We start from the raw sequence: 23,737 nt of genomic DNA on the forward strand, positions 1-23,737 counted from the left end.
ACCTGCAAGGAGCCGTCCCATGCGCCTCGTCCCCTGCCTCGCCGCGCTTCTCGGCCTCGCCACCACCGCCGGCGCCCAAAGCTGCGGCGGCAGTTTCCCGGACTTCGTCGATGGCCTGAAGACCGAGGCCGTCTCGCGCGGCCACGATCCCGCCACCGTCGAGCGTTTCTTCGCCTCGGTCCGGCAGGACCGCGCGGTGCTCGAGGCCGACCGCCGGCAGGGCGTGTTCCAGAAGACCTTCACCGAATTCGCCCGTCATCTCATCTCGTCGGGCCGGCTCACCACGGGCCGGGCGAAGGCGCTTGAATACGATGCCGTCTTCGAGCGGATCGAGGCCACCTACGGCATAGATCGCGGCGTCCTGCTGGCCTTCTGGGCGTTCGAAACCGATTTCGGCGGCTTCCAGGGTGATTTCAACACGCTCGACGCGCTCGTCACCCTCTCGCATGACTGCCGCCGCCCCGAGCTTTTCCGGCCGCAGGTCTTCGCCGCGCTCGAGCTGCACGAGATGGGCGATTTCGATCCCCGCACCACCACCGGCGCCTGGGCGGGCGAGATCGGCATGGTCCAGATGCTGCCCCGCGACATCATCGAGAACGGTGTCGACGGCGATGGCGACGGGCGGGTCTCGCTCAAGACCTCGGCGCCCGATGCGCTGATGTCCGGCGCCAGGATGCTCTCGTCCCTGGGCTGGCGCGCGAACGAGCCGTGGTTGCAGGAGGTCACGATCCCCGACACGCTCGACTGGTCGCAGACCGGGCTCAGGACGACGAAACCCGCCGCCGAATGGGCCGCGCTCGGCATCGCGCCCCGCCACGGCGAGATCGCGGGCGACCTGCCGGCATCCCTCCTCCTGCCGCAGGGCCGCGACGGCCCCGCCTTCCTCGCCTATCCGAATTTCCGCGTCTATTTCGAATGGAACCAGAGCTTCACCTACGTCCTCACCGCGGCCTATTTCGCCAACCGCCTCCAGGGCGCGCCCGTCTTTCTTCCGGGGGATCCCGATCCGGGCCTTTCGGGAAACGACCTCAAGCGCTTGCAGGAAAAACTCAAGGCGCGGGGGCATGACGTGGGCGAGATCGACGGCATCCTCGGCGCCGGCACCCGCGCCGCCGTGCAGGACGTGCAGAGCGAACTCGGCCTGCCCGCCGACGCCTGGCCCACGCGCGACCTGCTGAACCGCCTCTGATGGCCGCGCCCGACCCCACCGGGATCTTCCTCACCGCCCCTCCCGGCCTCGAAGGGCCGCTCGCGGACGAGGCGCGCGCGGCGGGCTTCGCCGAGGTCAAGTCGCACCCGGGCGGTGTCGCCGTGGCGGGCGGCTGGCCCGAGGTCTGGCGCGCCAATCTCAGCTTGCGCGGCGCCTCCCGCGTGCTGGCCCGCATCGGCGAGTTTCGCGCGATGCACGTGGCCCAGCTCGACAAGCGCGCGCGCAAGTTCCCGTGGAGTGATCACCTCCGCCCCGACATCCCCGTCCGGGTCGAGGCCGCCTGCAAACGCTCCAGGATCTACCACGACCGCGCCGCCGCCCAGCGCGTCGCACGCGCCATCACCGAAGAGCTCGGCGCACCCGTCACCGCCGACGCAGCCCTGCGGGTCATGCTCCGCATCGAGGACGATCTCTGCACCCTCTCGCTCGACACCTCGGGAGAGCCGCTCCATCGCCGCGGGTTCAAGCAATACGTGGGCAAGGCCGCCATGCGCGAGACCATGGCCGCGCTCTTCCTGCGGCAATGCGGCTATGACGGGACCGAGCCGGTGCTCGACCCGATGTGCGGCTCCGGCACCTTCCTGCTCGAAGCCGCCGAGATGGCGACGGGCCGCGCCCCCGGCCGCGCCCGCCGCTTCGCCTTCGAGGACCTGGCGAGCTTCGACGCGGAAGGCTGGACCGCCCTGCGCGAGGCCACCGTGCCCCGCACCACGGCCCTCACCTTCCATGGCCGCGACCGCGACGCGGGCGCCATCAAGGGCGCGCGCGAAAATGCCCTCCGCGCCGGCGTCGCCGATCATTGCACCTTTGCCCAAGGCGCGATCAGCGACCTCACCCGCCCCGAGGGCCCGCCGGGCCTCGTCATCGTGAACCCACCCTATGGCGGCCGCGTCGGCAACAAGAAGATGATCTACGGCCTCTACGCCGCGCTCGGCAGGGTGCTGCTGGACGGTTTCTCCGGCTGGCGCGTGGGCCTCGTCACCACCGAGGGCGGTCTCGCCCGCGCCACCGCGCTCCCCTTCGCGCCGCCGGGACCGCCGGTCGCCCATGGCGGGCTCAAGGTGCGCCTCTGGCAGACCGGCCCGCTGCCCTGACCGTGCGCGAAAATCTTTACTTTTTGGCAGGAAATGACTAGTATCAGGTCATTGCGAAAGTTCGTTTTCAGAAGAATCACTGAAAGCAGTTGACCCTGCCGAGCGGCTACTCGGCAGGGTCTTTCCTTGTCCCGCACCCTAGGATGCGATCCAAAGTCGCAGAATGGTCACGATGAGCGTCGCCGCCGCGATCCCGACCATCCATTTGCGAAAGTTTCTTTCACTCAGAAGAATCACCTCCTCACACTGCGAAGGGTCGCAGCGAGAGGCACGCTATCCGTGCAATTGTCTGCAAATCGTTAAGGCTCGTGCGCGCGGTGGGTTAATCACGGCCCTTCCGGCTGCGCGCACCGACGCAATACCGACGTGGATACCGACATGGATACCGACGTCCGAAATCCGCCGATTTCCCCTGTTAACCGTGCGATCCGACCACCGATTCGCGCATCGGCCTCACCCACAGGCCGTACCGCGCGTTAACCACCCGGTCACGCGACCATCGCCTCGGCCTTCTTGAGATCGACCGAAACAAGCTGGCTCACCCCCTGCTCGGCCATTGTCACGCCGAACAGGCGGTCCATCCGGCTCATCGTCACGGCGTTGTGCGTGATGATCAGGAACCGCGTCTCGGTCCGGCGGCACATCTCGTCCAGCAGGTCACAGAACCGCCCCACATTCGCATCGTCAAGCGGCGCGTCCACCTCGTCGAGCACACAGATCGGCGCGGGATTGGCCAGGAACACCGCGAAGATCAGCGCGAGCGCCGTCAGCGTCTGCTCCCCCCCGCTCAGCAGGCTCAGCGTGGCCAGCTTCTTGCCCGGCGGCTGGCACATGATCTCGAGCCCCGCCTCCAGCGGATCGTCGCTCTCGACCATCACGAGATTTGCATCACCTCCGCCGAACAGATGCTTGAAAAGCAGGCCGAAATTCGAATTCACCTGCTCGAACGCCGTGAGCAGCCGCTCGCGCCCTTCGCGGTTGAGAGAGGCGATCCCCGACCGCAGGGTCCTGATCGCGTCCTCGAGATCGGTCTTCTCGCTCACCAGCGTGTCGTGCTCGGTCTGCACCTCGCGCGCATCTTCCTCGGCGCGCAGGTTCACGGCCCCCAGCGCGTCGCGCTGGCGCTTCAGACGGTTCACATCCGCCTCGATCGCATCGGCACCGGGCATGTCCTCGGGCACGGCATCCAGCTGTTCCAGAAGCGCCTCGGGCGTGGTCTCGAGCTCTTCCTCGATCCGGTGTGCGGCTTGCGCCCGGGTCTCGAGCGCGCCCTCGCGCCGCGCCTCTGCCGCCGCCCGCGCCTCGCGCGCTTCGCCCGCCGCGCGCTCGGCCTCGCGCTCGGTTACCGCGGCCTGCCGCGCGGCCCCCTCGCCGGTGCTCAGCGCATCCGCCGCCGCGGCCCGCCGCGCCTCGGCCTGCGCGATCTTGCCCGCCAGGTCCTCGCGCGTGCGGGCGATCTCCTCGGGCTGTGCCCGGGCCGTGCCCAGTTCTTCCTCCGACGCGGCCTTCCGCTCGGCCAGCTCGGTGCTTCTTTTCTCGGCGGTTTCAAGGCGATGGCGCCAGCCGCTCAACTCCTTGGCGACCTCCTGCGCGCGCCGCGTCCGCGCCTCGCCCTCGCGGCGCAACTCGTCATGGTCGGACCGGCGCGACATCATCGTGATCCGCGCGGCCTCGACCGTCAGGCGCACGTCCTCCACCTCCGCGCGCGCGGCCTCCAGATCGCCCAGGTCCTTCAGGCCCCGCTCCGCCTCCTGCGCCTGCGCGCGCGCCGCCATCGCCTCTTCCTCGTGGCGCGTCACGGCAAGGCCCAGCGCCTCGAGCCGCGACTGCGCGAGGTTGCGGTCGGCCTCGGTCCGGCTCAAGGCACGGCTCGCCTCGTTCAGCGCCTGGTCCGCCGCCTTGCGCGCCCGCCGCGCCTCGGCATCCTCCTCGTTCAACGCCTTCAGCCGCGCGGTCAGCGCCTCGTGCGCGGCCCGTGCCCCCTCGGCCCGCGCGGTGGCATGGGCCAGCAATTGCTTCAATTCTTCCAGCCGGTTGAGCTGCTCCAGCCTCAGCGCCGCCGCCGAGGGCGCCTCCTCGCCCCAGGCGCGATACCCGTCCCAACGCCACAGGTCACCCTCGCGGCTCACGAGGCGCTGACCGGGCCGCAGATCGGCCTGCAGATGCGCGCCGTCCTCGGCGTCGACGACGCCCACCTGGCTCATCCGGCGGGCCAGCACATCGGGCACCGAGACGTGATGCGTGATCGGCTGCACCCCGCCCGGCAGCGGCTGATGCGTGTCGTAGTCCGGCAGCACCAGCCAGCCCGACGCGCCATCGGGTGCCACCTCGGGCGCGCGCAGATCGTCGGCCAGCGCCGCGCCCAGCGCCTTCTCGAACCCCTGCTCCACCTGGAGCCGGTCGAGGATCTGCCCGCCCTCGCCCGTGTCCCGGTCCACCAGCCGCGCCAGCGCCGTCACCTCGGCGGAAAGCGCGTTGACCTCGCCCTCGGCCTCGGATCGCTCGGCGCGGGCATCGGCCTCGCGCGCCTGGGCCTCGGCGCGGGCGTCGTCGGCGCGGGTCAGCGCCTCGTCGGCCGCGCGTGCCTGCGCCTGCGCCACACGCTCGGCCTCGGTCGCCGCCTCGAAGCCGCGCGCCGCCTCCTCCAGCGCCGCGCGCGAGGCTTTCGCCGCCTCCCGCGCGCGCTCCGCTTCCCCTTCACTCTTCGTTAAGGTCTTGCGGCTATCGTCGAGCAACCTCTGGGCCGACTGGTGGCGCGCCGCCAACCGCGCGACATCCTCGGTCAGGGTGGACAGCGCGCTCTCGCGCTCCTGCAACACGCGCGCTGCCTCGCTTGCGGCGTCGCTGGCCTCGGCCAGCCTGTCGTCATGGCCCTCGCCCGCCTTCGCAAGCTCGCGCGCCTCCCATTCCAGCCGCTCGATCGTCTCGCCCGCGTCGCGGTTGAGCGTGGCCTCCCGCTCGATATCCTGCGCAAGCTGGCCGATCCGCTTCTCCAGCGTCTCGATCCGGTCCCGCGCGCCCCGCTCCTGGTCGGCCAGCGTGTCGTTCTGCACCTGCAACCGTTGCAGGACCGCCCCCGCGATGGCCTCCTCCTCGCGCAGCGCCGGCAGGGCTGCATCCGCCGTCTCGCGCGCCTTCGCGGCCTCCCGCGCGGCGCCTTCCGCACGCGCGGCCTCGGTGGTGCGCTCGCGCAGGGCAGCCTCCGCCCGCGCCACCGCCTCGTCGGCTTCCTTCCACCGCCGGTAGAGCAGCATCCCCTCGGCCCGGCGCAAGTCCTCGCCGATGGCGCGGTAGCGTGCGGCCTGCCGCGCCTGCCGTGCCAGTTGCGACAATTGCTGCGCCAGTTGCTCGATCACGTCGTCCACGCGGGTCAGGTTCGCCTCGGCGCCCTTGAGCTTCAGCTCCGCGTCGTGCCGGCGCTGGTAGAGCCCCGAGATCCCCGCCGCTTCCTCGAGGATGCGCCGCCGCGCCTTGGGTTTCGCGTTGATGAGCTCGCTGATCTGCCCCTGCCGGACCAGCGCGGGGCTATGCGCCCCGGTCGAGGCATCGGCAAAGAGCATCTGGACATCGCGCGCCCGCACGTCCTTGCCGTTCACCTGGTAGGCGCTGCCCACGTCGCGCGTGATCCGCCGCGTCACCTCGAGCGTGTCGGCATCGTTGAACCCCGCGGGGGCCAGCCGGTCGCCGTTGTCGATATGAAGCGCCACTTCCGCGAAGTTGCGCGCGGGCCGCGACGCGGCGCCGGCAAAGATCACGTCCTCCATCCCGCCGCCGCGCATGGCGGTGGGGCGGTTCTCGCCCATGACCCAGCGCAGCGCCTCGAGCAGGTTCGACTTGCCACAGCCATTCGGCCCCACCACGCCGGTCAGCCCGTCATGGATGATGAGGTCCGTGGGATCGACGAAGCTCTTGAAGCCCGTCAGCCTGAGCCGTGAGAAATGCACCCTGTCCCCTTGCTGCCCGATGGCCGCTGATTCCGGCCTCTTTGCCCTAATGTGACGAGGGCCGCGCGGGCCTGTCAACGCAAAACCCCACGATATGGCGCGGGACGGGCAGTTATCCACAAGATATTGCGCAATTCATCGCCGATCGCCCCGCCTCGCGCGGGGCTGGGCGCGCGGCCGCACCTGCGCTAGGCTCGCCGCACGTTCCTCCATCGACAGCCCCGGACCCCGCCCATGTCGAAACCCGCCGCCTTCCTTCTCATCGGCCTCTTCTTCGGGGCGGGCGGCGGCTATCTCGCCGGGCACGCGCTGGCGCCCGAGGCGCCCGATCCGCCCGCGACGGTCCATGACCATTCCGCCCACGATCACGGCGACGGCGCGCACGACACGGCCCATGACCGCATGGTCGAGGCCGGGAACCCCGCGCCGACGCTCCGCCTTGCGCTGACACCCGACGGCCCCCAAAGCCGCAACCTCCACATCATCGCCCGGAACTTCACCTTCGACCCCGAGGGGGTGAACGGTCCGCACGAACCGGGCCACGGGCACGCGCATGTCTACGTGAACGGCGTGAAGGTGATGCGCGCCTACGGTCCCCACGTCCACCTCTCGGCCCTGCCGCGCGGCGATCACGAGATCCGCGTGACGCTCACCACCAACGACCACGCGCAGCTTGTCCGCGACGGCACGCCCATCGCCGCCACGCTGCCCCTTGTCATAGAGTGAGGCCGATGCTCATCGTCGAACCCGCAGATCCCCTGGCCCCCGGTCCCCGCGCGCTTCTCGAGGCGAGCCATGCGCTCATGGCCGAGACCTTCCCGCCCGGGGACATCTACGCGCTCGACCTCGCCGATCTCACCGGCCCCGACATCCGCTTCTTCACCGCGCGCGACGGCGCCGAGGTGCTGGGCACCGGGGCGCTCGCCATCTGCCGGGGCTACGGCGAGGTCAAATCGATGTTCACCGCACCGCAGGCGCGCGGGCGCGGCGTCGCCGCCGCCCTCCTGCGCCGGATCGAGGACGAAGCGCGCGACCTGGGCCTGCCGCTCCTGCGGCTCGAAACCGGCGCGGCACTGGCGTCGGCCGTGCGTCTCTATGCCCGTCACGGATTCGTGGAATGCGACATTTTCGGCAGCTACGAACCCAACGGCACGAGCCTCTACATGGAAAAGCGCCTCGCCACGTGACCGCGCGCCGCGTTGCGCGAAAATCCCGCCCCACGCACCCGCCATCCCGCGACCCGAAAGGACACGACCATGCCCACCACCGGCCATTGCCTCTGCGGCTCCGTCACCTACAGCTTCGAGGGGCAACCCGGCTGGACCGGCTATTGCCATTGCGAAAGCTGCCGGCGCAACTGCTCGGCGCCCGTCACCGCCTTTCTCACCGTGGCCGCGTCGGGCTTCCGCTGGACCGGGGCCACCCCGGAGCGATACGCGAGCAGCAAGGGGGTGCGCCGCAGTTTCTGCGCCGCCTGCGGAACGCCCATGGCCTTCGAGGCCGATCACTACCCGGGCGAGGTGCATCTCTACATGGCCTCGCTTTCCGATCCGGCCGCGTTTCACCCGGCCGAGCATGTCCATCACGAGGAGCGCCTGCCCTGGTTTGACGTGGCCGATGACCTGCCACGTTTCGAGGGCTTTCACGGCGGCTGACGTCTATCGCGGGGCGGCGGTGCACAGCGCCTCCCCGAAGCCGTCGCCATCCACGACAAAGTCACAATCGAGATACGCCGCACGCGGCTTGGGCGGCGGCGCGCCTGCCCCGCAATCGAGCCGCGCCTCGAGCATCGCCTGGTCGCCCGAAAGCCCCGCCACGCGGCAGCCGCTCACCCGCTCGATCGCGTGGGTCGCGGCCACGGCGACGCTCATCCGGTCGGGGGCCCACCGGGAATTGAGCCGCACCGCCTCCGCCCGGCGCCCCTGCACGCGCACGTCGAACAGGTCGCCCGACACCGCCACACGCGTGACAGGCACCCCGCGAAATGCCGCGCTCGGGGTATCGCAGCCGGCGGTCAGCAACGCCGACAGGAAGATCGCACATCGCCACATCCGCCAACGCTTGCACGCCGCGTCCTAACAAAGCGTTTCGTTCGTCCGGATTTCTGCGGCCTCCCCATCCCGCCGCCCGGAAAGAAGGGGGCGCCGGCAACCGCCCGCGCCCCTCCCTTGGGATCAGCTGTCGTCCTCGGCCCGCTCCTTGGCCTTTGCCTCGGCCCGCGCCCGTGCGACCGCCTTCGCATGGGCCTCGGCGATCTGCTGCGCCGCCGCCTGGGGTTTCGAGAAATCGGCGTGAACCGGGTTGGGAACATGATCGAGGTTCGCCCCCGTCCCCGCATCCACCGCGACCCCCACGAGCCCGCCCACAAGGATGTTGCCCGCGCCCGCCGCGACGCCCTGGCCCGAGGTCTTCGGCATCACCTTGATCTGGCGCGTCTGCCCCTTGTGGCGGAACGCGGCGTAGAACGCCTCGTTGCGCTTGATGTCGAGCGTGCAGGGCGTCACGCAGGTCAGCCCTTGCGACGTGGTCACGGTGGCGCCGCTGGGGGCCGAGGTGAATTGCACGTCCTCGCTGTTGCCGCGCGTCACGGTGGCGCAAGCCCCCGTGGTCAGCACGGCGGCAAGGCAAAGGGCGGGAGTGAACGGTCGGATCATCGGTCGGTCCTTCTGGATGGTCTTCTGGAGGGTCATGTGTTCGATCGGGCCTCCGCCCGCAGGCGGCACCCGCGCGCCGCCTACCCGCGGCGCGCGGGGCGCGCAAGGAAAGACCGCCCGAGCCGCCCATGTCCCGCCGCCGAACGCCGGTTCGCGGGTGTAAACCATGCGTCCGCTGCGTTCACGATTGCTCCGAAAGGCCCTCCACCGACGTGGATACCGACGTGATACCGACATGATACCGACGCGGGTTTTCGACGTTAACCTTTCGATTCGCCTGCGGTTTTCCGGCGCCACCGCGCTCCGCATGACTTCGTTAACGCCACTTTCGACGCGGGTTGGATTTTACCAATTGATAAAATTTTCAGATGTGCTTTACTGAACGTCAGACTGTCAGCCAATGGAGACCCCCATGAGCCACAGCCCCCTGACGCCCGGCATCGTCGCGAACCGGCTCGCACCCGAGGACTACGCCGAGAACTTCTCGGATCTCCACCCGCCGCTCGACGCGCACGAGGCGATGGTCGCCGCCGATCGCTGCTATTTCTGCCACGACGCCCCTTGTGTCACGGCCTGCCCCACCGATATCGACATCCCCCTCTTCATCCGCCAGATCGCCACCGGCACCCCCGAGGCTGCGGCGAAGACGATCCTGACCCAGAACATCCTGGGCGGCATGTGCGCCCGCGTCTGCCCCACCGAACAGCTCTGCGAAGAGGTCTGCGTGCGCGAGGTGGCCGAGGGAAAACCCGTCATCATCGGGCAGTTGCAGCGCTATGCCACCGATACGCTCATGGAACAGGGCATCCACCCCTTCACCCGCGCCGAGCCCACGGGCAAGCGCGTGGCGGTCGTGGGGGCCGGTCCGGCGGGGCTGGCCTGCGCCCATCGCCTTGCGATGCACGGCCACGACGTGACCCTCATGGACGCGCGCGAGAAGCCCGGCGGCCTCAACGAATACGGGATCGCCGCCTACAAGACCGTCGACGATTTCGCCACGTGCGAGGTCGAGTGGCTTCTGCAGATCGGCGGCATCACCCTGCGCACCGGCACGGCCCTCGGACGCGACGTGACGCTCGAGGAACTGGCGGCCGACTACGACGCGGTTTTCCTCGGCCTCGGTCTCGGCGCCGTCAACGCGCTCGGACTCGAGAACGAGGACAAGGACGGCGTCCGGGATGCCGTTGATTTCATTGCGGAACTGCGCCAGGCCGACGATCTCGCCAAGCTTCCCATCGGGCGCGACGTGGTGGTCATCGGCGGCGGCATGACCGCCATCGACGCCGCCGTGCAGGCGCGCGCGCTGGGCGCGCTCAACGTCACGCTGGTCTACCGCCGGGGCCGTGACCGCATGAACGCCAGCGTCTTCGAGCAGGACCTCGCCGCCGCCCGCGGCGTGCGCATCATCACCAACGCGCAGCCCGTGGCGATCCACGGCAACGGCGCCGTGCGCGAGATCGAGTTCGAATATACCGACGACGATCTCACCCCCACGGGCGAAACCGTGCGCCTGCCCGCGGACCAGGTTTTCAAGGCCATCGGCCAGACCCTCACCCGCGACAGCCTGCCCGAGCTCGACGGGCGCAAGATCAGGGTCGAAGGTCCGGGCCGCACCTCGCTCGACCGGGTCTGGGCCGGCGGCGATTGCGCGGCGGGCGGCGACGACCTGACCGTCACGGCGGTCGCCGAAGGGCGCGACGCCGCGATGGACATCCATGCCAGGCTGATGGGCTGATGACCGGTCCGCGCGGCCCCAGAGACGAGGAAACGCCATGTATATCATGAGCTTCGTGGCCGCGGTTGATGAACGATCCGCGCCTGCGCGATCTGGGCGACATGCCCTTCGACGGCGCACGCATGATCTATGGCGGGTTCGAAACCCTCTTGGATGAATAGGAGGCCCCAAATGGCTGATCTGACAACGACTTTCATCGGAATCACATCCCCCAACCCGTTCTGGCTGGCCTCCGCGCCACCGACGGACAAGGAATACAACGTCCGCCGCGCCTTCGAGGCCGGATGGGGCGGCGTGGTGTGGAAGACGCTGGGCGAGGATCCGCATGTGGTCAACGTCAACGGCCCCCGTTACGGCGCGATCTGGGGCGCCGACCGGCGGCTCCTGGGGCTCAACAACATCGAGCTGATCACCGACCGCCCGCTTCAGACCAATCTCGACGAGATGACGCGCGTGAAGAAGGACTATCCCGATCACACGATCATCGCGTCGCTCATGGTCCCGGTGAACGAGGACAGCTGGAAGAACATCCTGGGGCGCATCGCCGAAACCGGCTGCGACGGGGTCGAGCTCAATTTCGGCTGCCCCCACGGTATGAGCGAGCGCGGCATGGGCTCGGCGGTGGGCCAGGTGCCCGAGTACATCCAGCAGATCGCCGAATGGTGCAAGACCCATACCGACCTGCCGGTGATCGTGAAGCTCACCCCCAACATCACCGACATCCGCAAGCCCGCGCAGGCCGCCAAGGCCGGTGGCGCGGATGCGGTCAGCCTCATCAACACCATCAACTCGATCACCTCGGTCAACCTCGACGCATTCTCGCCCGAGCCGATGATCGACGGGCAAGGCGCCCATGGCGGCTATTGCGGCCCGGCGGTCAAGCCCATCGCGCTCAACATGGTGGCCGAGATCGCCCGCGATCCCGAGACCGCCGGCCTGCCCATCTCCGGCATCGGCGGGATCACCACCTGGCGCGACGCGGCCGAATTCATGGCCCTGGGCGCGGGCAACGTGCAGGTCTGCACGGCGGCCATGACCTATGGCTTCAAGATCGTACAGGAGATGATCTCGGGCCTGTCGCAATATCTTGACGAAAAGGGCTTTTCCTCGGTCGAGGAGCTTGTGGGCCGGGCCGTGCCGAAGGTCGTGAACTGGCAGGACCTCAACCTCAACTACGTGACCAAGGCCCGCATCGACCAGGATCTCTGCATCAAGTGCGGCCGCTGCTACGCCGCCTGCGAGGACACGTCGCACCAGGCCATTTCCATGAGCGAGGACCGCACTTTCGAGGTCATCGACGCCGAATGCGTGGCCTGCAATCTTTGCGTCAATGTCTGCCCGGTCGAGGACTGCATCACCATGACGGAACTGGAGCCGGGCCAGGTGGACGAACGCACCGGCAAGGTGGTCGAGAAGGAATATGCGAACTGGACAACCCATCCCAACAACCCCGGCGCCTGCGCCGCCGAGTGATGGAGCGATCAGGCTACCCCCTCGGCGGTCGGTTCGACGCGGCCGCCGGCGCCCACCGTCACCCTCGGATCAGGGGGTGAGCATCCGGCGGTAGAGCGTGTCGAGGAACTGCGCCGCGCCGCCGAAACTGTCGGCGCCTTCCGTGAGGACGCTCACCTGCGCCTCGAAATCCGCGTAATGCTGCGTCGTGGCCCAGATCGAGAAGATCAGGTGCCGCGGATCGACCCGGGCGAGCCGCCCCTCCTCCATCCAGCGCTCGAAGAGCGACGCGGTGCGGTCGACAAGGGGCTTGAGCCCGCTCTGCAGATGCGGCCCCATGCGCGGTGCGCCCTGCAATATCTCGTTCGCGAAAAGCCTGCTTTCGCGCGGGTACTCCCGGCTCATCTCGAGCTTGCGGCCCACGTAGCGCAGGATCTCGTCGAGCGGTTCGCCCTCGGGGTCGATGTCATGCATCGGCGCAAGCCACGTCTCCATGAGGCGGCCCAGAAGCGTGACGTGAATCTCTTCCTTGTTCGCGAAATAGTAGAGGATATTGGGCTTGGACAGCCCCGCCTCCTCGGCGATCTGGTCGAGCGTCGCGCCACGGAACCCATGGGCCGCGAAGACCTCGAGCGCGGCGGACAAAATGCGCGCGCGGTTGCGGACCTGGATACGGCTCGGGCGGTTGCCGGACGTGGCGTGCTGCATGGTCGCTTGCGCTCTCGCTTTCCTCGTGCCAGATCAGCGTAGCGCCCCGGTCCGACAATCCCAACACGAAACTTGACTCTCGCGGTGGCGCCGTGGTCACATCTTTACCAAATGGTAAAATCGAGACGGGAGGCCCAGCATGTCAGCGCCAGGTGAGAATCTCAGGATCGACGGCGATCGCCTTTGGAACAGCCTCATGGAGATGGCCAGGATCGGCCCCGGGGTCGCCGGCGGCAACAACCGCCAGACCCTCACCGACGAGGACGCCGAGGGCCGCGCGCTTTTCCAGAGATGGTGCGAGGAGGCGGGCTGCAAGATGGGGCTCGACTCGCTCGGCAACATGTTCGCCGAAAGGCCCGGCACCGATCCCGATGCGCTTCCTGTCTACGTGGGCAGCCACCTCGACACGCAGCCCACGGGCGGCAAGTATGACGGCGTGCTCGGCGTTCTGGCCGGGCTGGAGCTCGTGCGCACGCTTAACGATCTCGACATCAAGACGCGGCATCCTATCGTGGTCACGAACTGGACCAACGAGGAAGGCACACGCTTCGCCCCCGCCATGCTCGCCTCGGGCGTTTTTGCCGGAATGCACGAGCAGGACTGGGCCGAGGACCGGCGCGATGCGGACGGAAAACGTTTCGGCGACGAACTGGACCGCATCGGCTGGCGCGGCGACGAGGAGGTCGGCGCGCGCAAGATGCACGCCTTCTTCGAGCTGCATATCGAACAGGGTCCGATCCTCGAGGCCGAGGGCAAGGATATCGGGATCGTCACCCACGGCCAGGGCCTCATGTGGACGCAGGTGACCATCACCGGCAAGGACAGCCACACCGGCTCCACCCCCATGCCCATGCGCCGCGACGCGGGCCTCGGCATGGCGCGGGTGCTCGAAAAGGTGAACGAGATCGCGCTCGACAACGCTCCCAACGCCGTGGGCGCCGCCGGCCATATCGAGGTCTTCCCCAACTCGCGCAATGTCATCCCCGGCAAGGTCGTCTTTACCGTCGATTTCCGCTCGCCGGACAAGGAGGTCCTGGACGACATGGTCGCCAGGATGCGCGACGAGACGAAAAAGATATGCGATGATATGGGGTTGGGCGTCGAATTTGAAGTGGCAGGCGGCTTCGATCCCGTCACGTTCGACGAAGGCTGCGTCACCGCGCTACGCAACGCCGCCGAGCGCCTCGGCTACTCGCACCGCGACCTGGTGTCTGGGGCGGGCCACGACGCCTGCTGGATCAACCGCGTAGCGCCCACGGCGATGGTGATGTGCCCCTGCGTGGACGGGTTGAGCCACAACGAGGCCGAGGAGATCAGCAAGGACTGGGCCAAGGCCGGCGCGGACGTGCTCCTGCACGCGGTGGTGGAGACGGCGGGGATCGAGGGGTGAAGTTGCCCATGGAAACACCCGTCCCGGGCTTGACCCGGGACCTCGTGGCCAAGCCGTGCAGAGGCCCCGGGTCAAGCCCGGGGCGGGATTTACCATTTGGCAATCATATCGCGCCAACCCTCGCGCATGACGCATTTCGTCTACATCATGGCCTCACGTCCCGGCGGCGCGCTCTATACAGGGCGCACCCGAAACCTGCGCAACCGGATCGAGGCTCATCGCGCGAGGCTCTCGCAGCATACGGCAAGATACCGTATCAAGACGCTCGTCTGGTTCGAAGCGCACGAGGACTTCGAAACATCGCTCCGGCGCGAACGCGCCATCAAGAAATGGCGGCGCGGCTGGAAGATCGCACTGATCACCGAGAACAATCCCGGATGGCAGGACGTCACCGCGCACATCCCCGGCTAACGAAAACGCCCGCCCCGGACTTGATCCGGGGCCTCGCGGCCGCCACGCTTCGTGGCAGAACCGACGGCGAGGTCCCGGCTCGAGGCGGGGACGGGTGACGACAAGGAGGACCAACCAATGACCACCAAAGTCATCAAGAACGGCACCGTCTGCACCGCCGACCGCACCTGGAAGGCGGACGTGTTGATCGAGGACGAGAAGATCAGGCAGATCGGCGAGGACCTGAAGGGCGACGAATATATCGACGCGGAGGGTGCCTATGTCATCCCCGGCGGCATCGACCCGCACACGCATCTCGAAATGCCCTTCATGGGCACCACCGCGGCCGAGACCTTCGAGACCGGCACATGGGCCGCGGCCTGTGGCGGCACGACGATGCTCATCGACTTCTGCCTGCCTGGCGAGGACGGCTCGATCAAGAACGCCATCAACGAATGGCACCGCAAGTCCGCGCCGCAGATCTGCTCCGACATCGGCTACCACATGGCCGTCACCGGCTGGAACGAGAGCGTCTTCAACGAGATGAAGGACGCGGTCGAGATGGGCGTCAACTCGTTCAAGCATTTCATGGCCTACAAGGGCGCGCTGATGATCGAGGATGACGAGATGTTCGCCTCCTTCAAGCGCTGCGCCGAGCTGGGCGCGCTGCCGATGGTTCATGCCGAGAACGGCGATCTGGTGGCGGAAATGCAGGAGAAATACTTCAACCAGGGCATCACCGGCCCCGAGGGTCACGCCTATTCCCGCCCCCCCGAGTTCGAGGGCGAGGCGGCCAACCGCGCGATCTGCATCGCCGACGCGGCGGGCGTGCCGCTCTATATCGTGCATGTTTCCTGTGAACAGGCGCACGAGGCCATTCGCCGCGCGCGCCAAAAGGGCATGCGCGTCTATGGCGAGCCGCTCATCCAGTTCCTGACGCTCGACGAGAGCGAATATTTCAACAAGGACTGGGACCATGCCGCGCGACGCGTCATGTCGCCGCCCTTCCGCTCGAAGGAGCATCAGGACGGGCTCTGGGCCGGGCTTCAGGCGGGCAGCCTGCAGGTGGTCGCCACCGATCACGCCGCCTTCTCGACCGAGCAGAAGCGCCGCGGACGCGACGATTTCCGCATCATCCCCAATGGCTCCAACGGGCTCGAGGAGCGGCTTCCGGTGCTCTGGACCACGGGGGTGGAAACAGGGCGCCTCACGCCGAACGAATTCGTCGCGGTCACTTCAACGAACGTCGCCAAGATATTGAATATCTACCCGAAAAAGGGCGCCATCGTGGAAGGCGCGGATGCCGATATCGTGGTGTGGGATCCCAAGATCACCAAGACGATCAGCCCCGCCAACCACCATTCGATCCTCGACTACAACGTCTTCGAGGGCTTCACCGTCACCGCCAACTCGCGCTACACCCTTTCGCGCGGCGAGGTGATCTGGGCCTGGGGCCAGAATTCGCAGCCCCAACCCGGCCGCGGCCGCTTCGTTCCCCGCCCGGCCTTCCCCTCGGCGCACGAGGCGCTGTCGAAGTGGAAGGCCCTCACCGCGCCCAAGATGATCGAGCGCGACCCGCTGAACATCCCGGCGGGGATTTGAGGCATGACACCTGCCCGCCCCGGCATCCTCGAGACCGCGCTCTATGTCGATGACCTCGACGCGGCGGCGGGGTTTTACAGGGATGTCGTGGGCCTCGAGGAACATGTGCGGGTCGATGGCCGCCACGTCTTCCTGCGCTGCGAAGGCTCGATGCTCATGCTCTTCAACCCCGAGGCCACGCATCAGTCTTCGGACGGCAGGTTCCCCGTCCCGCCCCACGGCGCGCGAGGGCCGGGGCATGTGTGCTTTCGCGCGAGGCAAGGCGAGACGCAGGCCTGGGCCGACCATCTGGCCGCTCACGGCGTCGAGATCGAGGCCGATTTCGAATGGCCGAACGGCACCCGCTCCCTCTATGTCCGCGACCCTTCCGACAACTCGGTCGAGTTCGCCGAAGCCAGCCTATGGGATTTCGACACGTGACAGACCCGGTGATCTCCGCCAAGAACCTCTCGCTCACCTTCGAGACCAACGATGGTCCCGTCCACGCGCTCAAGGACGTGAGCCTTGACGTGAAACAGGGCGATTTCGTGAGCTTCATCGGCCCGTCGGGCTGTGGCAAGACGACCTTCCTGCGCTGCATGGCCGATCTCGAACACCCGACCTCGGGCAGCATCACCGTGAACGGCAAGAGCGCGGCGGAGGCCCGCAAGGCGCGCGCCTACGGCTATGTCTTCCAGGCGGCGGGTCTCTATCCGTGGCGCACCATCGGCGGCAACATCCGCCTGCCGCTCGAGATCATGGGCTATTCCAAGGCCGATCAGGCCGAGCGGGTCAAACGCGTGCTGGAACTGGTCGAGCTTGCGGGTTTCGAGAAGAAATTTCCTTGGCAACTCTCGGGCGGGATGCAGCAGCGCGCCTCGATCGCGCGCGCCCTCGCCTTCGATGCCGACATCCTGCTCATGGACGAACCCTTCGGCGCGCTTGACGAGATCGTGCGCGACCACCTCAACGAACAGCTACTCCACCTCTGGCGCAGCACCAACAAGAGCATCTGCTTCGTCACCCATTCGATCCCCGAAGCGGTCTATCTCTCGACCCGCATCGTGGTGATGAGCCCCCGCCCCGGCCGCATCGCCGACGTGATCGAAAGCCCGCTGCCCCACGACCGCCCACTCGACATCCGCGACACGCCCGAATTCATCGAGATCGCCCATCGCGTCCGCGACGGGTTGCGTGCAGGGCACGGCGATGACTGAGCGTCGCTGTATCCCGCACCCTGCCCGCCGCATGGACCGGCGGTTCACCGGTCTTTGCCTCTTCGGCCCTTACCGTGGCATCGCGAAAGAGCGGAAGCCCTTCATGAAAACGGGAAACGGAGCGCACCCATGCGCAACGTGATCCCCGTTCTCACCGTCGTCGCGGCGATCTTCGTGATCTGGTATCTCGCGGCCTTCTGGATGAATTCCACCTGGGTTCTGGACCAGGCCGAGCGCGCGGGCACCGATCCGGGGCTGGGCGAGATCCTGCGCGCGACGATGAACCAGGACCGCCCCGTCGTCGCCGCGCCGCACCAGGTGGCCGTGGCCCTCTGGGACGGGATCTTCGGCCAAAGCGTCACCTCGAAACGCAGCCTCGTCTACCACGGCTGGATCACGCTCGAAGCGACGCTCTGGGGGTTCGTGCTGGGGATCGTGCTGGGCGTGGCGCTCGCCATCGCGATCGTCCACAGCCGCACCATGGACCGCTCGGTCATGCCCTGGGCCGTCATCAGCCAGACGGTTCCCATCGTGGCGCTCGCACCCATGATCGTGGTGCTGTCGAACACCGTGGGCATCGAAGACCGCCTCGTGCCCAAGGCAATCATCTCGGCCTACCTGTCCTTCTTCCCGGTGCTGGTCAGCATGGTGAGCGGCCTGCGCTCGCCGTCCGACATGCAGCTCGACCTGCTCAAGACCTATGGCGCCAGCCGCAGCCAAGTCTTCTGGAAGCTTCGCCTTCCGGCCTCGCTCCCTTATTTCTTCGCCTCGCTCAAGGTGGCCATCGCCGCCAGCCTCATCGGTGCCATCGTGGGTGAATTGCCCACCGGCGCGATCAACGGCCTCGGCGCGCGGATGCTGATCGGAAGCCAGTTCGGCCAACCGCTCATCATGTGGGCCGCGCTCATGGCCGCGGCACTACTGGCGGGCATGCTCATCCTCGTCGTGGGCGCGGTCCAGCGGCTCGCCGATCGCCGGATGGGGGTCTCCCCATGACGCATGTCCTCGCCGCGATCGCCGTCTGGCTCCTCGCCTGGTGGCTCAACACCCGCCTCGCCCGGCGCGAGGGGCGGGTCGCACGCTGGCTCGTGCCGCTCATCTTCGGCGCGACGATCCTCGTGATGTGGGAACTGGTGGTGCGCGGGCTCGAGGTAAGCCCCGTCATCCTTCCTGCCCCGACCGCCATCGCCGAGCGTTTCATGGCAAGCCTCGACACGCTCTGGATCGACTTTCGCCAGACGGTCGTGAAGGGCGCGCTCTCGGGCTACGTGATGGGGTGCGGCGCGGCGCTCGTCGTGGCCGTCCTGATCGACCGCTCGCCCTTCCTCACGCGCGGTCTGCTGCCGGTGGGCAATTTCGTGGCCGCCCTGCCCATCATCGGCATCGCGCCCATCATGGTGATGTGGTTCGGCTTCGACTGGCAATCGAAGGCGGCCGTGGTAGTGGTCATGGTCTTCTTCCCGATGCTCGTGAACACGGTCGCCGGCCTCAACGCCACCGATCCGATGCAGCGCGACCTCATGCGCACCTACGGCGCCAGCTACTGGCAGACCCTCGTGAAGCTCCGCCTGCCCGCGGCGATGCCCTTCATCTTCAACGGCCTCAAGATCTCGACCACCCTCGCGCTCATCGGCGCCATCGTGGCCGAGTTTTTCGGCTCGCCCATCCGTGGCATGGGCTTTCGCATCTCGACCAGCGTGGGACAGCTCGCCATGGATCTCGTCTGGGCCGAGATCGTTGTGGCCGCGCTAGCGGGCTCGTTCTTCTACGGCATCATGGTCCTGCTGGAAAAGCGCGTGACCTTCTGGCACCCTTCGCAACGAGGGTAGCCACAGATCAATAAGACCAACCAACAGGGAGACGACAAGATGAAACTACTCAGAACAGCCATCGCCGCAGGCGTGCTCGCGGCGCTTGCGCCCGTGGCGCAGGCCGCGGACGATCTGACCTTGCAGCTCAAATGGGTCACGCAAGGCCAGTTCGCAGGCTATTACGTCGCCAAGGACAAGGGCTTCTACGAGGAAGAGGGACTCGACGTCACGATCAAGCCCGGCGGCCCCGACATCGCCCCCACGCAGGTGATCGCGGGCGGCGGCGCGGATGTCACCGTGGAATGGATGCCGGCCGCCCTCTCGGCGCGCGAAAAGGGCCTGCCGCTCGTCAATATCGCGCAACCCTTCAAGAAATCGGGCATGATGCTGACCTGCCTCAAGAGCACCGGCGTCGAGTCGCCCGAGGATTTCCCCGGCCGCACGCTGGGCGTCTGGTTCTTCGGCAACGAATTTCCCTTTCTCAGCTGGATGAGTCAGCTCGGCATCCCCACGGATGGCGGCGAGAACGGGGTGAACGTGCTCAAGCAGGGCTTCAACGTCGATCCGCTTCTGCAAAACCAGGCCGATTGCATCTCGACGATGACCTACAATGAATACTGGCAGGTGATCGACGCCGGGATCGCGCCGGAGGAACTCGTCACGTTCAAGTACGAGGATCAGGGCGTCGCCACGCTCGAGGACGGCCTCTACGTGCTCGAGGACCGGCTGGAAGATCCCGAGTTCGTCGACAAGCTCGCCCGTTTCGTGCGCGCCTCGATGAAAGGCTGGGAATATGCCGCCGAGAACCCCGACGAGGCCGCGATGATCGTGCTCGAGAACGACGCGACGGGTGCGCAGACCGAGAAGCACCAGAAACGCATGGTCCGCGAGATCAGCAAGCTGACCGAAGGCAGCGACGGCACGCTCGACCCCGCCGATTTCGAGCGCACGGTCGAGTCGCTCCTCTCGGGCGGCTCGGACCCGGTGATCACCAAGCATCCCGGCGACGAAGCCTGGACGCATGAGGTGACCGACAAGGCGCTCGACTGAGAAGGCACGACCTCGACCGAAACAAGAATGCGCGCCCCGCGGGGCGCGCATTTTCGTTCGAGACTGTTGGGGGCGGCCTTATCTCGCCCCCACTTGGGCAGCCTACTTCTTCGCAGCGGTGATCATGAACTCGACCTTCAGCTCGGGATGGGCGAGCTTGGCCTCGCCGCAGGCCCGCGCGGGGGCGTGACCTTCGGGCACCCAGGCGTCCCAGACGGCGTTCATCTCGGCGAAATCCGCCATGTCGGCCAGCCAGATGGTCGCCTGCAGGATGCGCGTGCTGTCCGATCCCGCCTTCTCGAGAAGCGCCTCGATGCTCTCGAGACAGGTCTTGGTCTGGTCGGCGACGCTGTCGCCCGCGTTGCCCACCTGGCCCGCGAGATAGATCGTATCGCCATGGACCACGATCTGGCTCATCCGTCGCTTGGTATCCATTCGGGTGATGTCGCTCATGAGAAGCTCCTAAGTTGTCGAGATGTCATTCCGTTTCAGTCGCGGGCCGATTCTCTGCGCCGAGTGACAGCGTATGCGCCCGCAGCCAGGTCATGAAGCCCCGCGGGTCGTTTTGCAGAAGATCCATCTTCTCATCGGGAACAGGCGGCCCGACGACCGGCCTCTGGGGCCGGTTGCAGCTCCGCACCACCTCGTGCAGCAGAAGGCTCTGGCGCATGGTCGCGGAAATGCGGTTGGCCATCTGGTACCAGCGCGAATTCTGTCCCGAGAAATAGATCGGCACCACCTTCGCGCCGGATCTGCGGATCATCTGGGCGGTGAAGACGTTCCACTCCGCCTCGCGCACGGGCCCGAAAAGCGTGTCCGATGACGCCACGACACCCGAGGGAAACACGCTGATCACCCCGCCCTCCCTGAGATGCGCCATCGCCTTGGCCCGCATGGCAACCGATTTCGCCTGGGCGTCGGGCTCGTGCGGGAACGGCACCGAGATCATGTAGGACGCGGCCACCTCGTCGATGCCGGTCAGAAGCGCACGCGTCAGGATCTTGTAGTCGGTGCGCCGCCGGCCGATCAGATCGGCAAGGATCATCCCGTCGACAAGACCGTGCGGATGATTGGCCACGACGACCACGGGCCCCTCGGAGGGAATGTTGTCGATCTCTTCCTGCGGCGTCAGCAGCTCGATCCCCATCGTGTCGAGCGCGGCGCGCCAGAACGCCTGTCCGCTGGGCGCCCCGCGTTTCTCGAAAGCCCGGATCATGCGGATGATGCTGATCTTGCCGGTCATCCATTCGACCGACCGGATGACCCTCGCGGTCATGGGAGAATCGAAGGTGTTGGCATAGGTCAGGCTGCGGCGGTCGTACTTGGTGAAGGTGACGACCTCGGACGTGGCATCACGCGCCTCATGCGACATCTTGTCGGTCAAGAGTTCCCGTCCCATCTGCGCCTCCGTGCCCGGATCGCGGCACGCACATTCTCTCACATGTCCTCGCCGAAACAATCCGCCACGAGCGTTTCAATGGCATCGGCGAGCGCCTCGGCATCGGGCCCGCGCGTCTGAACGTCAATAGTTGTTCCGCGCGAAGCTGCCAACATCAAAAGCCCCATGATGCTGTCGCCGCTTGCCGAATGGCCGTCACGCGACACCTCGGCGGTCGCGTCGAATCCCTCGACCACCTCGACGAGCCGGGCCGATGCACGGGCATGCAGGCCCTTCTCGTTCACGATCTGCATCGTGCGGCTCACCGTCTTGGTCATGTTCGTTCCTGTTCTGCCGAGATGTTCTGGCTGTCGATATACTTTCGCCCCGCGTCGAGCGCATGGGCCACCGCGTCGGGCACGCTCTTGTGGCGGCTTTTCGCAAGCTTGATGAGCATCGGCAGGTTCGCGCCGTAGAGGATGCGCCGGTTGTCGGGCCGGCATGCCATGAGCGAGAGGTTCGAGGGCGAGCCGCCGAACATGTCGGTGACGACCACGACGCCGGCGCCCGTATCGACGGCATCGGCGGCGTCGCAGATTTCGGCCTGCTTGGCGGCGCGGTCATGGTCGCGCTCGATGGTGATCGCGCGGATGCCCGGCTGATCGCCCATCACGTGCTCGATCGCGGCAAGGTATTCCCGCGCCAGTCCGCCATGCGCCACGATCACGATCCCGATCATTGCGTCCCGTCCCCGTCATTGCGGCTGCCCGCAGGCATCGCGGCCGTGGCGTCTCGCCCGGCCAGCCGCTCCAGTTCCCGGTGCCTAATTGACACCGGCAAGCCCTCCTCTGCAAGGGTCCGGGCGACGGATTCCGCCATCGCGACGGAACGATGCCATCCCCCCGTGCAGCCGAAGGCGATGGTGAGGTAGGATTTGCCTTCGCTGCCATAGGCGGGCACGAGGAAACGCAGGAAGGAAAGGCAGCGCTCGCGGAACTCGGCGGCGCGCGGATCGCCCTCGATGAAGCGCGCGACCGGGGGATCGCGACCGTCGAGATGTCGCAACTCGGGCTCCCAATGGGGATTGCGCAGGAAGCGGCAGTCGAAGACGAGGTCGGCACTGCGCGGCAAGCCACGCTTGTACGAGAAGGACTGAACCGACAGGACAAGGCCCTGCCCCTCCGTCACGGCGAACCAGTGCCGCATTTCCGCACGCAGGTCATTCGGGCTCAGACCCGAGGTATCGACGAGCACATCGGCCAGCGCACGAACGGGGGCGAGAAGCTCGATCTCGCGCGCGATGCCCATCGCGGGGCCCGCTTCGGGGGCAAGCGGATGACGCCGCCGCGTCTCGGAATACCGGCGCAGCAACGTATCGGGATCGGCATCCAGATAGAGCAGTTGAACCGGCGCCCCGGTAAGACGCCGCACATCGTCCATCGCAGCCACGAGACCATCGGGCGAGAAGTCGCGGGTCCGCACGTCGACACCGAGCGCCAGAGGGCGTTCCGCGCGCGTTCCCTCGAGCAGGCGCGACAGGAAGCTGAGCGGAAGGTTGTCGATGGTCTCGTAGCCCAGATCCTCGAGCGCGTGAAGCGCGGTCGTGCGGCCCGCACCCGACGGCCCGGTCACGAGCACCAGCGACGCGAGGTCCGTGAGAGTATCGCCACGCGCCGTCATGTCATTCAGTTCGCCCATGCCCGAGATATAGGATCAGCGCGGCGGGAAAACAGGTCATCGGGCTCGCGCGGAGGATCGGGAGCGTGATCCCGAGAAGCTCGGTCTCCCTTGCCGGGGGCAGACGTTCGGTCTCGGGTGTGTCCAGATCGACCACCGCGATCAGGATCGCACCGTCCGTGGCGACCGGCGCGTTCAGAAGACCCAGGCCGCGAGCCTCGATCCGGCCCCGGATCGGTGCGGGTGCCGCGACGCGCAGGCCCTCTCCGGTGCGGGTGATCTCGGTGCGGTCATCCGAGACGAGCGATGCGCCGCGCGATAGCAGGTCGAGCGCGAGGCTACTCTTGCCCGCGCCCGCCTTGCCTCGGATCAGCAGGGCACGAGAGCCCAGCGCGACGCAGGACGCATGCACCACCGCGCGGGACGATGGATCGCCCGTCATCGCG

25 protein-coding genes are annotated in these 23,737 nt (G+C 67.4%); 15 read left to right on the forward strand and 10 right to left on the reverse strand.

The window, feature by feature from the left end; translation table 11 throughout:
* The first annotated feature begins 19 nt into the window (after positions 1–19).
* Entirely contained in the window at positions 20–1,189 is a 1,170-nt protein-coding gene (locus K1T73_RS11990; RefSeq protein WP_220600930.1) for a lytic murein transglycosylase, read from the forward strand.
* Positions 1,189–2,304, forward strand: coding sequence for a class I SAM-dependent RNA methyltransferase (locus tag K1T73_RS11995; protein ID WP_220600931.1), 1,116 nt, complete (start codon positions 1,189–1,191; stop codon positions 2,302–2,304). Before K1T73_RS11990 ends, K1T73_RS11995 begins: the two co-directional genes overlap by 1 nt.
* A gap of 488 nt (positions 2,305–2,792) precedes the next feature.
* On the opposite strand, the gene K1T73_RS12000 is transcribed toward K1T73_RS11995, so the two are convergent.
* Complete coding sequence (locus K1T73_RS12000) at positions 2,793–6,248, reverse strand: chromosome segregation SMC family protein (RefSeq protein ID WP_220600932.1); 3,456 nt, start codon at positions 6,246–6,248, stop codon at positions 2,793–2,795.
* A 234-nt stretch (positions 6,249–6,482) separates the two neighbouring features.
* On the opposite strand from K1T73_RS12000, the gene K1T73_RS12005 reads away from it, so the two are divergent.
* From K1T73_RS12005 to K1T73_RS12015, 3 genes are all read left to right on the forward strand, one after another.
* Complete coding sequence (locus K1T73_RS12005) at positions 6,483–6,974, forward strand: hypothetical protein (RefSeq protein ID WP_220600933.1); 492 nt, start codon at positions 6,483–6,485, stop codon at positions 6,972–6,974.
* A gap of 5 nt (positions 6,975–6,979) precedes the next feature.
* Complete coding sequence (locus K1T73_RS12010) at positions 6,980–7,435, forward strand: GNAT family N-acetyltransferase (RefSeq protein WP_220600934.1); 456 nt, start codon at positions 6,980–6,982, stop codon at positions 7,433–7,435.
* A 69-nt stretch (positions 7,436–7,504) separates the two neighbouring features.
* Positions 7,505–7,903 carry a GFA family protein gene (locus tag K1T73_RS12015; RefSeq protein ID WP_220600935.1) on the forward strand — a complete coding sequence of 133 codons (399 nt, stop codon included), beginning with the start codon at positions 7,505–7,507 and terminating at the stop codon, positions 7,901–7,903.
* Between the two features lie 3 nt (positions 7,904–7,906).
* Here K1T73_RS12015 and K1T73_RS12020 read toward each other — a convergent pair whose 3' ends face one another.
* Both K1T73_RS12020 and K1T73_RS12025 read right to left on the reverse strand, forming a co-directional pair.
* A complete protein-coding gene (locus K1T73_RS12020; protein ID WP_220600936.1) occupies positions 7,907–8,224 on the reverse strand; it encodes a hypothetical protein in 318 nt (105 codons plus the stop codon).
* A 198-nt stretch (positions 8,225–8,422) separates the two neighbouring features.
* The gene (locus tag K1T73_RS12025) at positions 8,423–8,902 is read right to left on the reverse strand and encodes a translation initiation factor 2 (protein ID WP_220600937.1); all 480 of its coding nucleotides are present in this window, start codon (positions 8,900–8,902) and stop codon (positions 8,423–8,425) included.
* Between the two features lie 412 nt (positions 8,903–9,314).
* Here K1T73_RS12025 and K1T73_RS12030 point away from each other — a divergent pair, with 412 nt between their 5' ends.
* Together K1T73_RS12030 and preA are read left to right on the forward strand one after the other, a co-directional pair.
* Positions 9,315–10,637: an NAD(P)-dependent oxidoreductase gene (locus K1T73_RS12030; protein WP_220600938.1), complete on the forward strand. Its 1,323-nt coding sequence runs from the start codon at positions 9,315–9,317 to the stop codon at positions 10,635–10,637.
* Between the two features lie 171 nt (positions 10,638–10,808).
* Complete coding sequence (preA, locus tag K1T73_RS12035; RefSeq protein WP_220600939.1) at positions 10,809–12,110, forward strand: NAD-dependent dihydropyrimidine dehydrogenase subunit PreA; 1,302 nt, start codon at positions 10,809–10,811, stop codon at positions 12,108–12,110.
* 69 nt (positions 12,111–12,179) lie between these two features.
* Here the strand turns inward: preA and K1T73_RS12040 are convergent, their stop codons facing one another.
* The gene (locus tag K1T73_RS12040) at positions 12,180–12,797 is read right to left on the reverse strand and encodes a TetR family transcriptional regulator C-terminal domain-containing protein (RefSeq protein WP_220600940.1); all 618 of its coding nucleotides are present in this window, start codon (positions 12,795–12,797) and stop codon (positions 12,180–12,182) included.
* 139 nt (positions 12,798–12,936) lie between these two features.
* Here K1T73_RS12040 and K1T73_RS12045 point away from each other — a divergent pair, with 139 nt between their 5' ends.
* The 8 genes from K1T73_RS12045 (at position 12,937) to K1T73_RS12080 (ending at position 20,236) form a co-directional block, all read left to right on the forward strand.
* The gene (locus K1T73_RS12045) at positions 12,937–14,187 is read left to right on the forward strand and encodes a Zn-dependent hydrolase (RefSeq protein ID WP_220600941.1); all 1,251 of its coding nucleotides are present in this window, start codon (positions 12,937–12,939) and stop codon (positions 14,185–14,187) included.
* A gap of 96 nt (positions 14,188–14,283) precedes the next feature.
* A complete protein-coding gene (locus K1T73_RS12050) occupies positions 14,284–14,598 on the forward strand; it encodes a GIY-YIG nuclease family protein (RefSeq protein WP_259400236.1) in 315 nt (104 codons plus the stop codon).
* Positions 14,599–14,715: 117 nt separating this feature from the next.
* On the forward strand, positions 14,716–16,179 hold the full coding sequence (gene hydA / locus K1T73_RS12055; protein ID WP_220600942.1) for a dihydropyrimidinase: 1,464 nt from the start codon (positions 14,716–14,718) through the stop codon (positions 16,177–16,179).
* A gap of 3 nt (positions 16,180–16,182) precedes the next feature.
* Positions 16,183–16,599 carry a VOC family protein gene (locus K1T73_RS12060; protein WP_220600943.1) on the forward strand — a complete coding sequence of 139 codons (417 nt, stop codon included), beginning with the start codon at positions 16,183–16,185 and terminating at the stop codon, positions 16,597–16,599.
* The gene (locus K1T73_RS12065) at positions 16,596–17,375 is read left to right on the forward strand and encodes an ABC transporter ATP-binding protein (protein WP_259400237.1); all 780 of its coding nucleotides are present in this window, start codon (positions 16,596–16,598) and stop codon (positions 17,373–17,375) included. Before K1T73_RS12060 ends, K1T73_RS12065 begins: the two co-directional genes overlap by 4 nt.
* A gap of 129 nt (positions 17,376–17,504) precedes the next feature.
* The gene (locus K1T73_RS12070; protein ID WP_220600945.1) at positions 17,505–18,371 is read left to right on the forward strand and encodes an ABC transporter permease; all 867 of its coding nucleotides are present in this window, start codon (positions 17,505–17,507) and stop codon (positions 18,369–18,371) included.
* Complete coding sequence (locus K1T73_RS12075; RefSeq protein ID WP_220600946.1) at positions 18,368–19,204, forward strand: ABC transporter permease; 837 nt, start codon at positions 18,368–18,370, stop codon at positions 19,202–19,204. The genes K1T73_RS12070 and K1T73_RS12075 overlap by 4 nt, the downstream gene beginning before the upstream one ends.
* Positions 19,205–19,243: 39 nt before the next feature.
* Entirely contained in the window at positions 19,244–20,236 is a 993-nt protein-coding gene (locus tag K1T73_RS12080) for an ABC transporter substrate-binding protein (protein ID WP_220600947.1), read from the forward strand.
* A 102-nt stretch (positions 20,237–20,338) separates the two neighbouring features.
* Here K1T73_RS12080 and K1T73_RS12085 read toward each other — a convergent pair whose 3' ends face one another.
* From K1T73_RS12085 to K1T73_RS12110, 6 genes are all read right to left on the reverse strand, one after another.
* Positions 20,339–20,689, reverse strand: a complete 351-nt coding sequence (locus tag K1T73_RS12085; RefSeq protein WP_220600948.1) for a RidA family protein — start codon at positions 20,687–20,689, stop codon at positions 20,339–20,341.
* 25 nt (positions 20,690–20,714) lie between these two features.
* Positions 20,715–21,608, reverse strand: coding sequence for a lysophospholipid acyltransferase family protein (locus K1T73_RS12090; RefSeq protein WP_220603725.1), 894 nt, complete (start codon positions 21,606–21,608; stop codon positions 20,715–20,717).
* A 65-nt stretch (positions 21,609–21,673) separates the two neighbouring features.
* Positions 21,674–21,952 (reverse strand): HPr family phosphocarrier protein, encoded by a 279-nt coding sequence (locus K1T73_RS12095; RefSeq protein ID WP_220600949.1) that lies wholly within the window; start codon positions 21,950–21,952, stop codon positions 21,674–21,676.
* Entirely contained in the window at positions 21,949–22,353 is a 405-nt protein-coding gene (locus K1T73_RS12100) for a PTS sugar transporter subunit IIA (protein WP_220600950.1), read from the reverse strand. Before K1T73_RS12100 ends, K1T73_RS12095 begins: the two co-directional genes overlap by 4 nt.
* Positions 22,350–23,312: an RNase adapter RapZ gene (gene rapZ, locus K1T73_RS12105; RefSeq protein WP_259400238.1), complete on the reverse strand. Its 963-nt coding sequence runs from the start codon at positions 23,310–23,312 to the stop codon at positions 22,350–22,352. Before rapZ ends, K1T73_RS12100 begins: the two co-directional genes overlap by 4 nt.
* On the reverse strand, positions 23,296–23,733 hold the full coding sequence (locus K1T73_RS12110) for an HPr kinase/phosphorylase (RefSeq protein WP_220600951.1): 438 nt from the start codon (positions 23,731–23,733) through the stop codon (positions 23,296–23,298). The genes rapZ and K1T73_RS12110 overlap by 17 nt, the downstream gene beginning before the upstream one ends.
* Positions 23,734–23,737: the final 4 nt, after the last annotated feature.

This window comes from Roseovarius sp. SCSIO 43702, from assembly GCF_019599045.1.
Classification (GTDB): Bacteria; Pseudomonadota; Alphaproteobacteria; order Rhodobacterales; family Rhodobacteraceae; genus Roseovarius.

Excerpts from the sequence above, each read along its gene's own strand:
- K1T73_RS11990 (WP_220600930.1), top strand. The coding sequence starts at position 20 with ATGCGCCTCGTCCCCTGCCTCGCCGCGCTTCTCGGCCTCGCCACCACC.
- K1T73_RS11995 (WP_220600931.1), top strand. The coding sequence starts at position 1,189 with ATGGCCGCGCCCGACCCCACCGGGATCTTCCTCACCGCCCCTCCCGGC.
- K1T73_RS12005 (WP_220600933.1), top strand. The coding sequence starts at position 6,483 with ATGTCGAAACCCGCCGCCTTCCTTCTCATCGGCCTCTTCTTCGGGGCG.
- K1T73_RS12010 (WP_220600934.1), top strand. The coding sequence starts at position 6,980 with ATGCTCATCGTCGAACCCGCAGATCCCCTGGCCCCCGGTCCCCGCGCG.
- K1T73_RS12015 (WP_220600935.1), top strand. The coding sequence starts at position 7,505 with ATGCCCACCACCGGCCATTGCCTCTGCGGCTCCGTCACCTACAGCTTC.
- K1T73_RS12025 (WP_220600937.1), bottom strand. The coding sequence starts at position 8,902 with ATGATCCGACCGTTCACTCCCGCCCTTTGCCTTGCCGCCGTGCTGACC.
- K1T73_RS12030 (WP_220600938.1), top strand. The coding sequence starts at position 9,315 with ATGAGCCACAGCCCCCTGACGCCCGGCATCGTCGCGAACCGGCTCGCA.
- preA (WP_220600939.1), top strand. The coding sequence starts at position 10,809 with ATGGCTGATCTGACAACGACTTTCATCGGAATCACATCCCCCAACCCG.
- K1T73_RS12040 (WP_220600940.1), bottom strand. The coding sequence starts at position 12,797 with ATGCAGCACGCCACGTCCGGCAACCGCCCGAGCCGTATCCAGGTCCGC.
- K1T73_RS12045 (WP_220600941.1), top strand. The coding sequence starts at position 12,937 with ATGTCAGCGCCAGGTGAGAATCTCAGGATCGACGGCGATCGCCTTTGG.
- hydA (WP_220600942.1), top strand. The coding sequence starts at position 14,716 with ATGACCACCAAAGTCATCAAGAACGGCACCGTCTGCACCGCCGACCGC.
- K1T73_RS12060 (WP_220600943.1), top strand. The coding sequence starts at position 16,183 with ATGACACCTGCCCGCCCCGGCATCCTCGAGACCGCGCTCTATGTCGAT.
- K1T73_RS12070 (WP_220600945.1), top strand. The coding sequence starts at position 17,505 with ATGCGCAACGTGATCCCCGTTCTCACCGTCGTCGCGGCGATCTTCGTG.
- K1T73_RS12075 (WP_220600946.1), top strand. The coding sequence starts at position 18,368 with ATGACGCATGTCCTCGCCGCGATCGCCGTCTGGCTCCTCGCCTGGTGG.
- K1T73_RS12080 (WP_220600947.1), top strand. The coding sequence starts at position 19,244 with ATGAAACTACTCAGAACAGCCATCGCCGCAGGCGTGCTCGCGGCGCTT.
- K1T73_RS12085 (WP_220600948.1), bottom strand. The coding sequence starts at position 20,689 with ATGAGCGACATCACCCGAATGGATACCAAGCGACGGATGAGCCAGATC.
- K1T73_RS12090 (WP_220603725.1), bottom strand. The coding sequence starts at position 21,608 with ATGTCGCATGAGGCGCGTGATGCCACGTCCGAGGTCGTCACCTTCACC.
- K1T73_RS12095 (WP_220600949.1), bottom strand. The coding sequence starts at position 21,952 with ATGACCAAGACGGTGAGCCGCACGATGCAGATCGTGAACGAGAAGGGC.
- K1T73_RS12100 (WP_220600950.1), bottom strand. The coding sequence starts at position 22,353 with ATGATCGGGATCGTGATCGTGGCGCATGGCGGACTGGCGCGGGAATAC.
- rapZ (WP_259400238.1), bottom strand. The coding sequence starts at position 23,312 with ATGGGCGAACTGAATGACATGACGGCGCGTGGCGATACTCTCACGGAC.
- K1T73_RS12110 (WP_220600951.1), bottom strand. The coding sequence starts at position 23,733 with ATGACGGGCGATCCATCGTCCCGCGCGGTGGTGCATGCGTCCTGCGTC.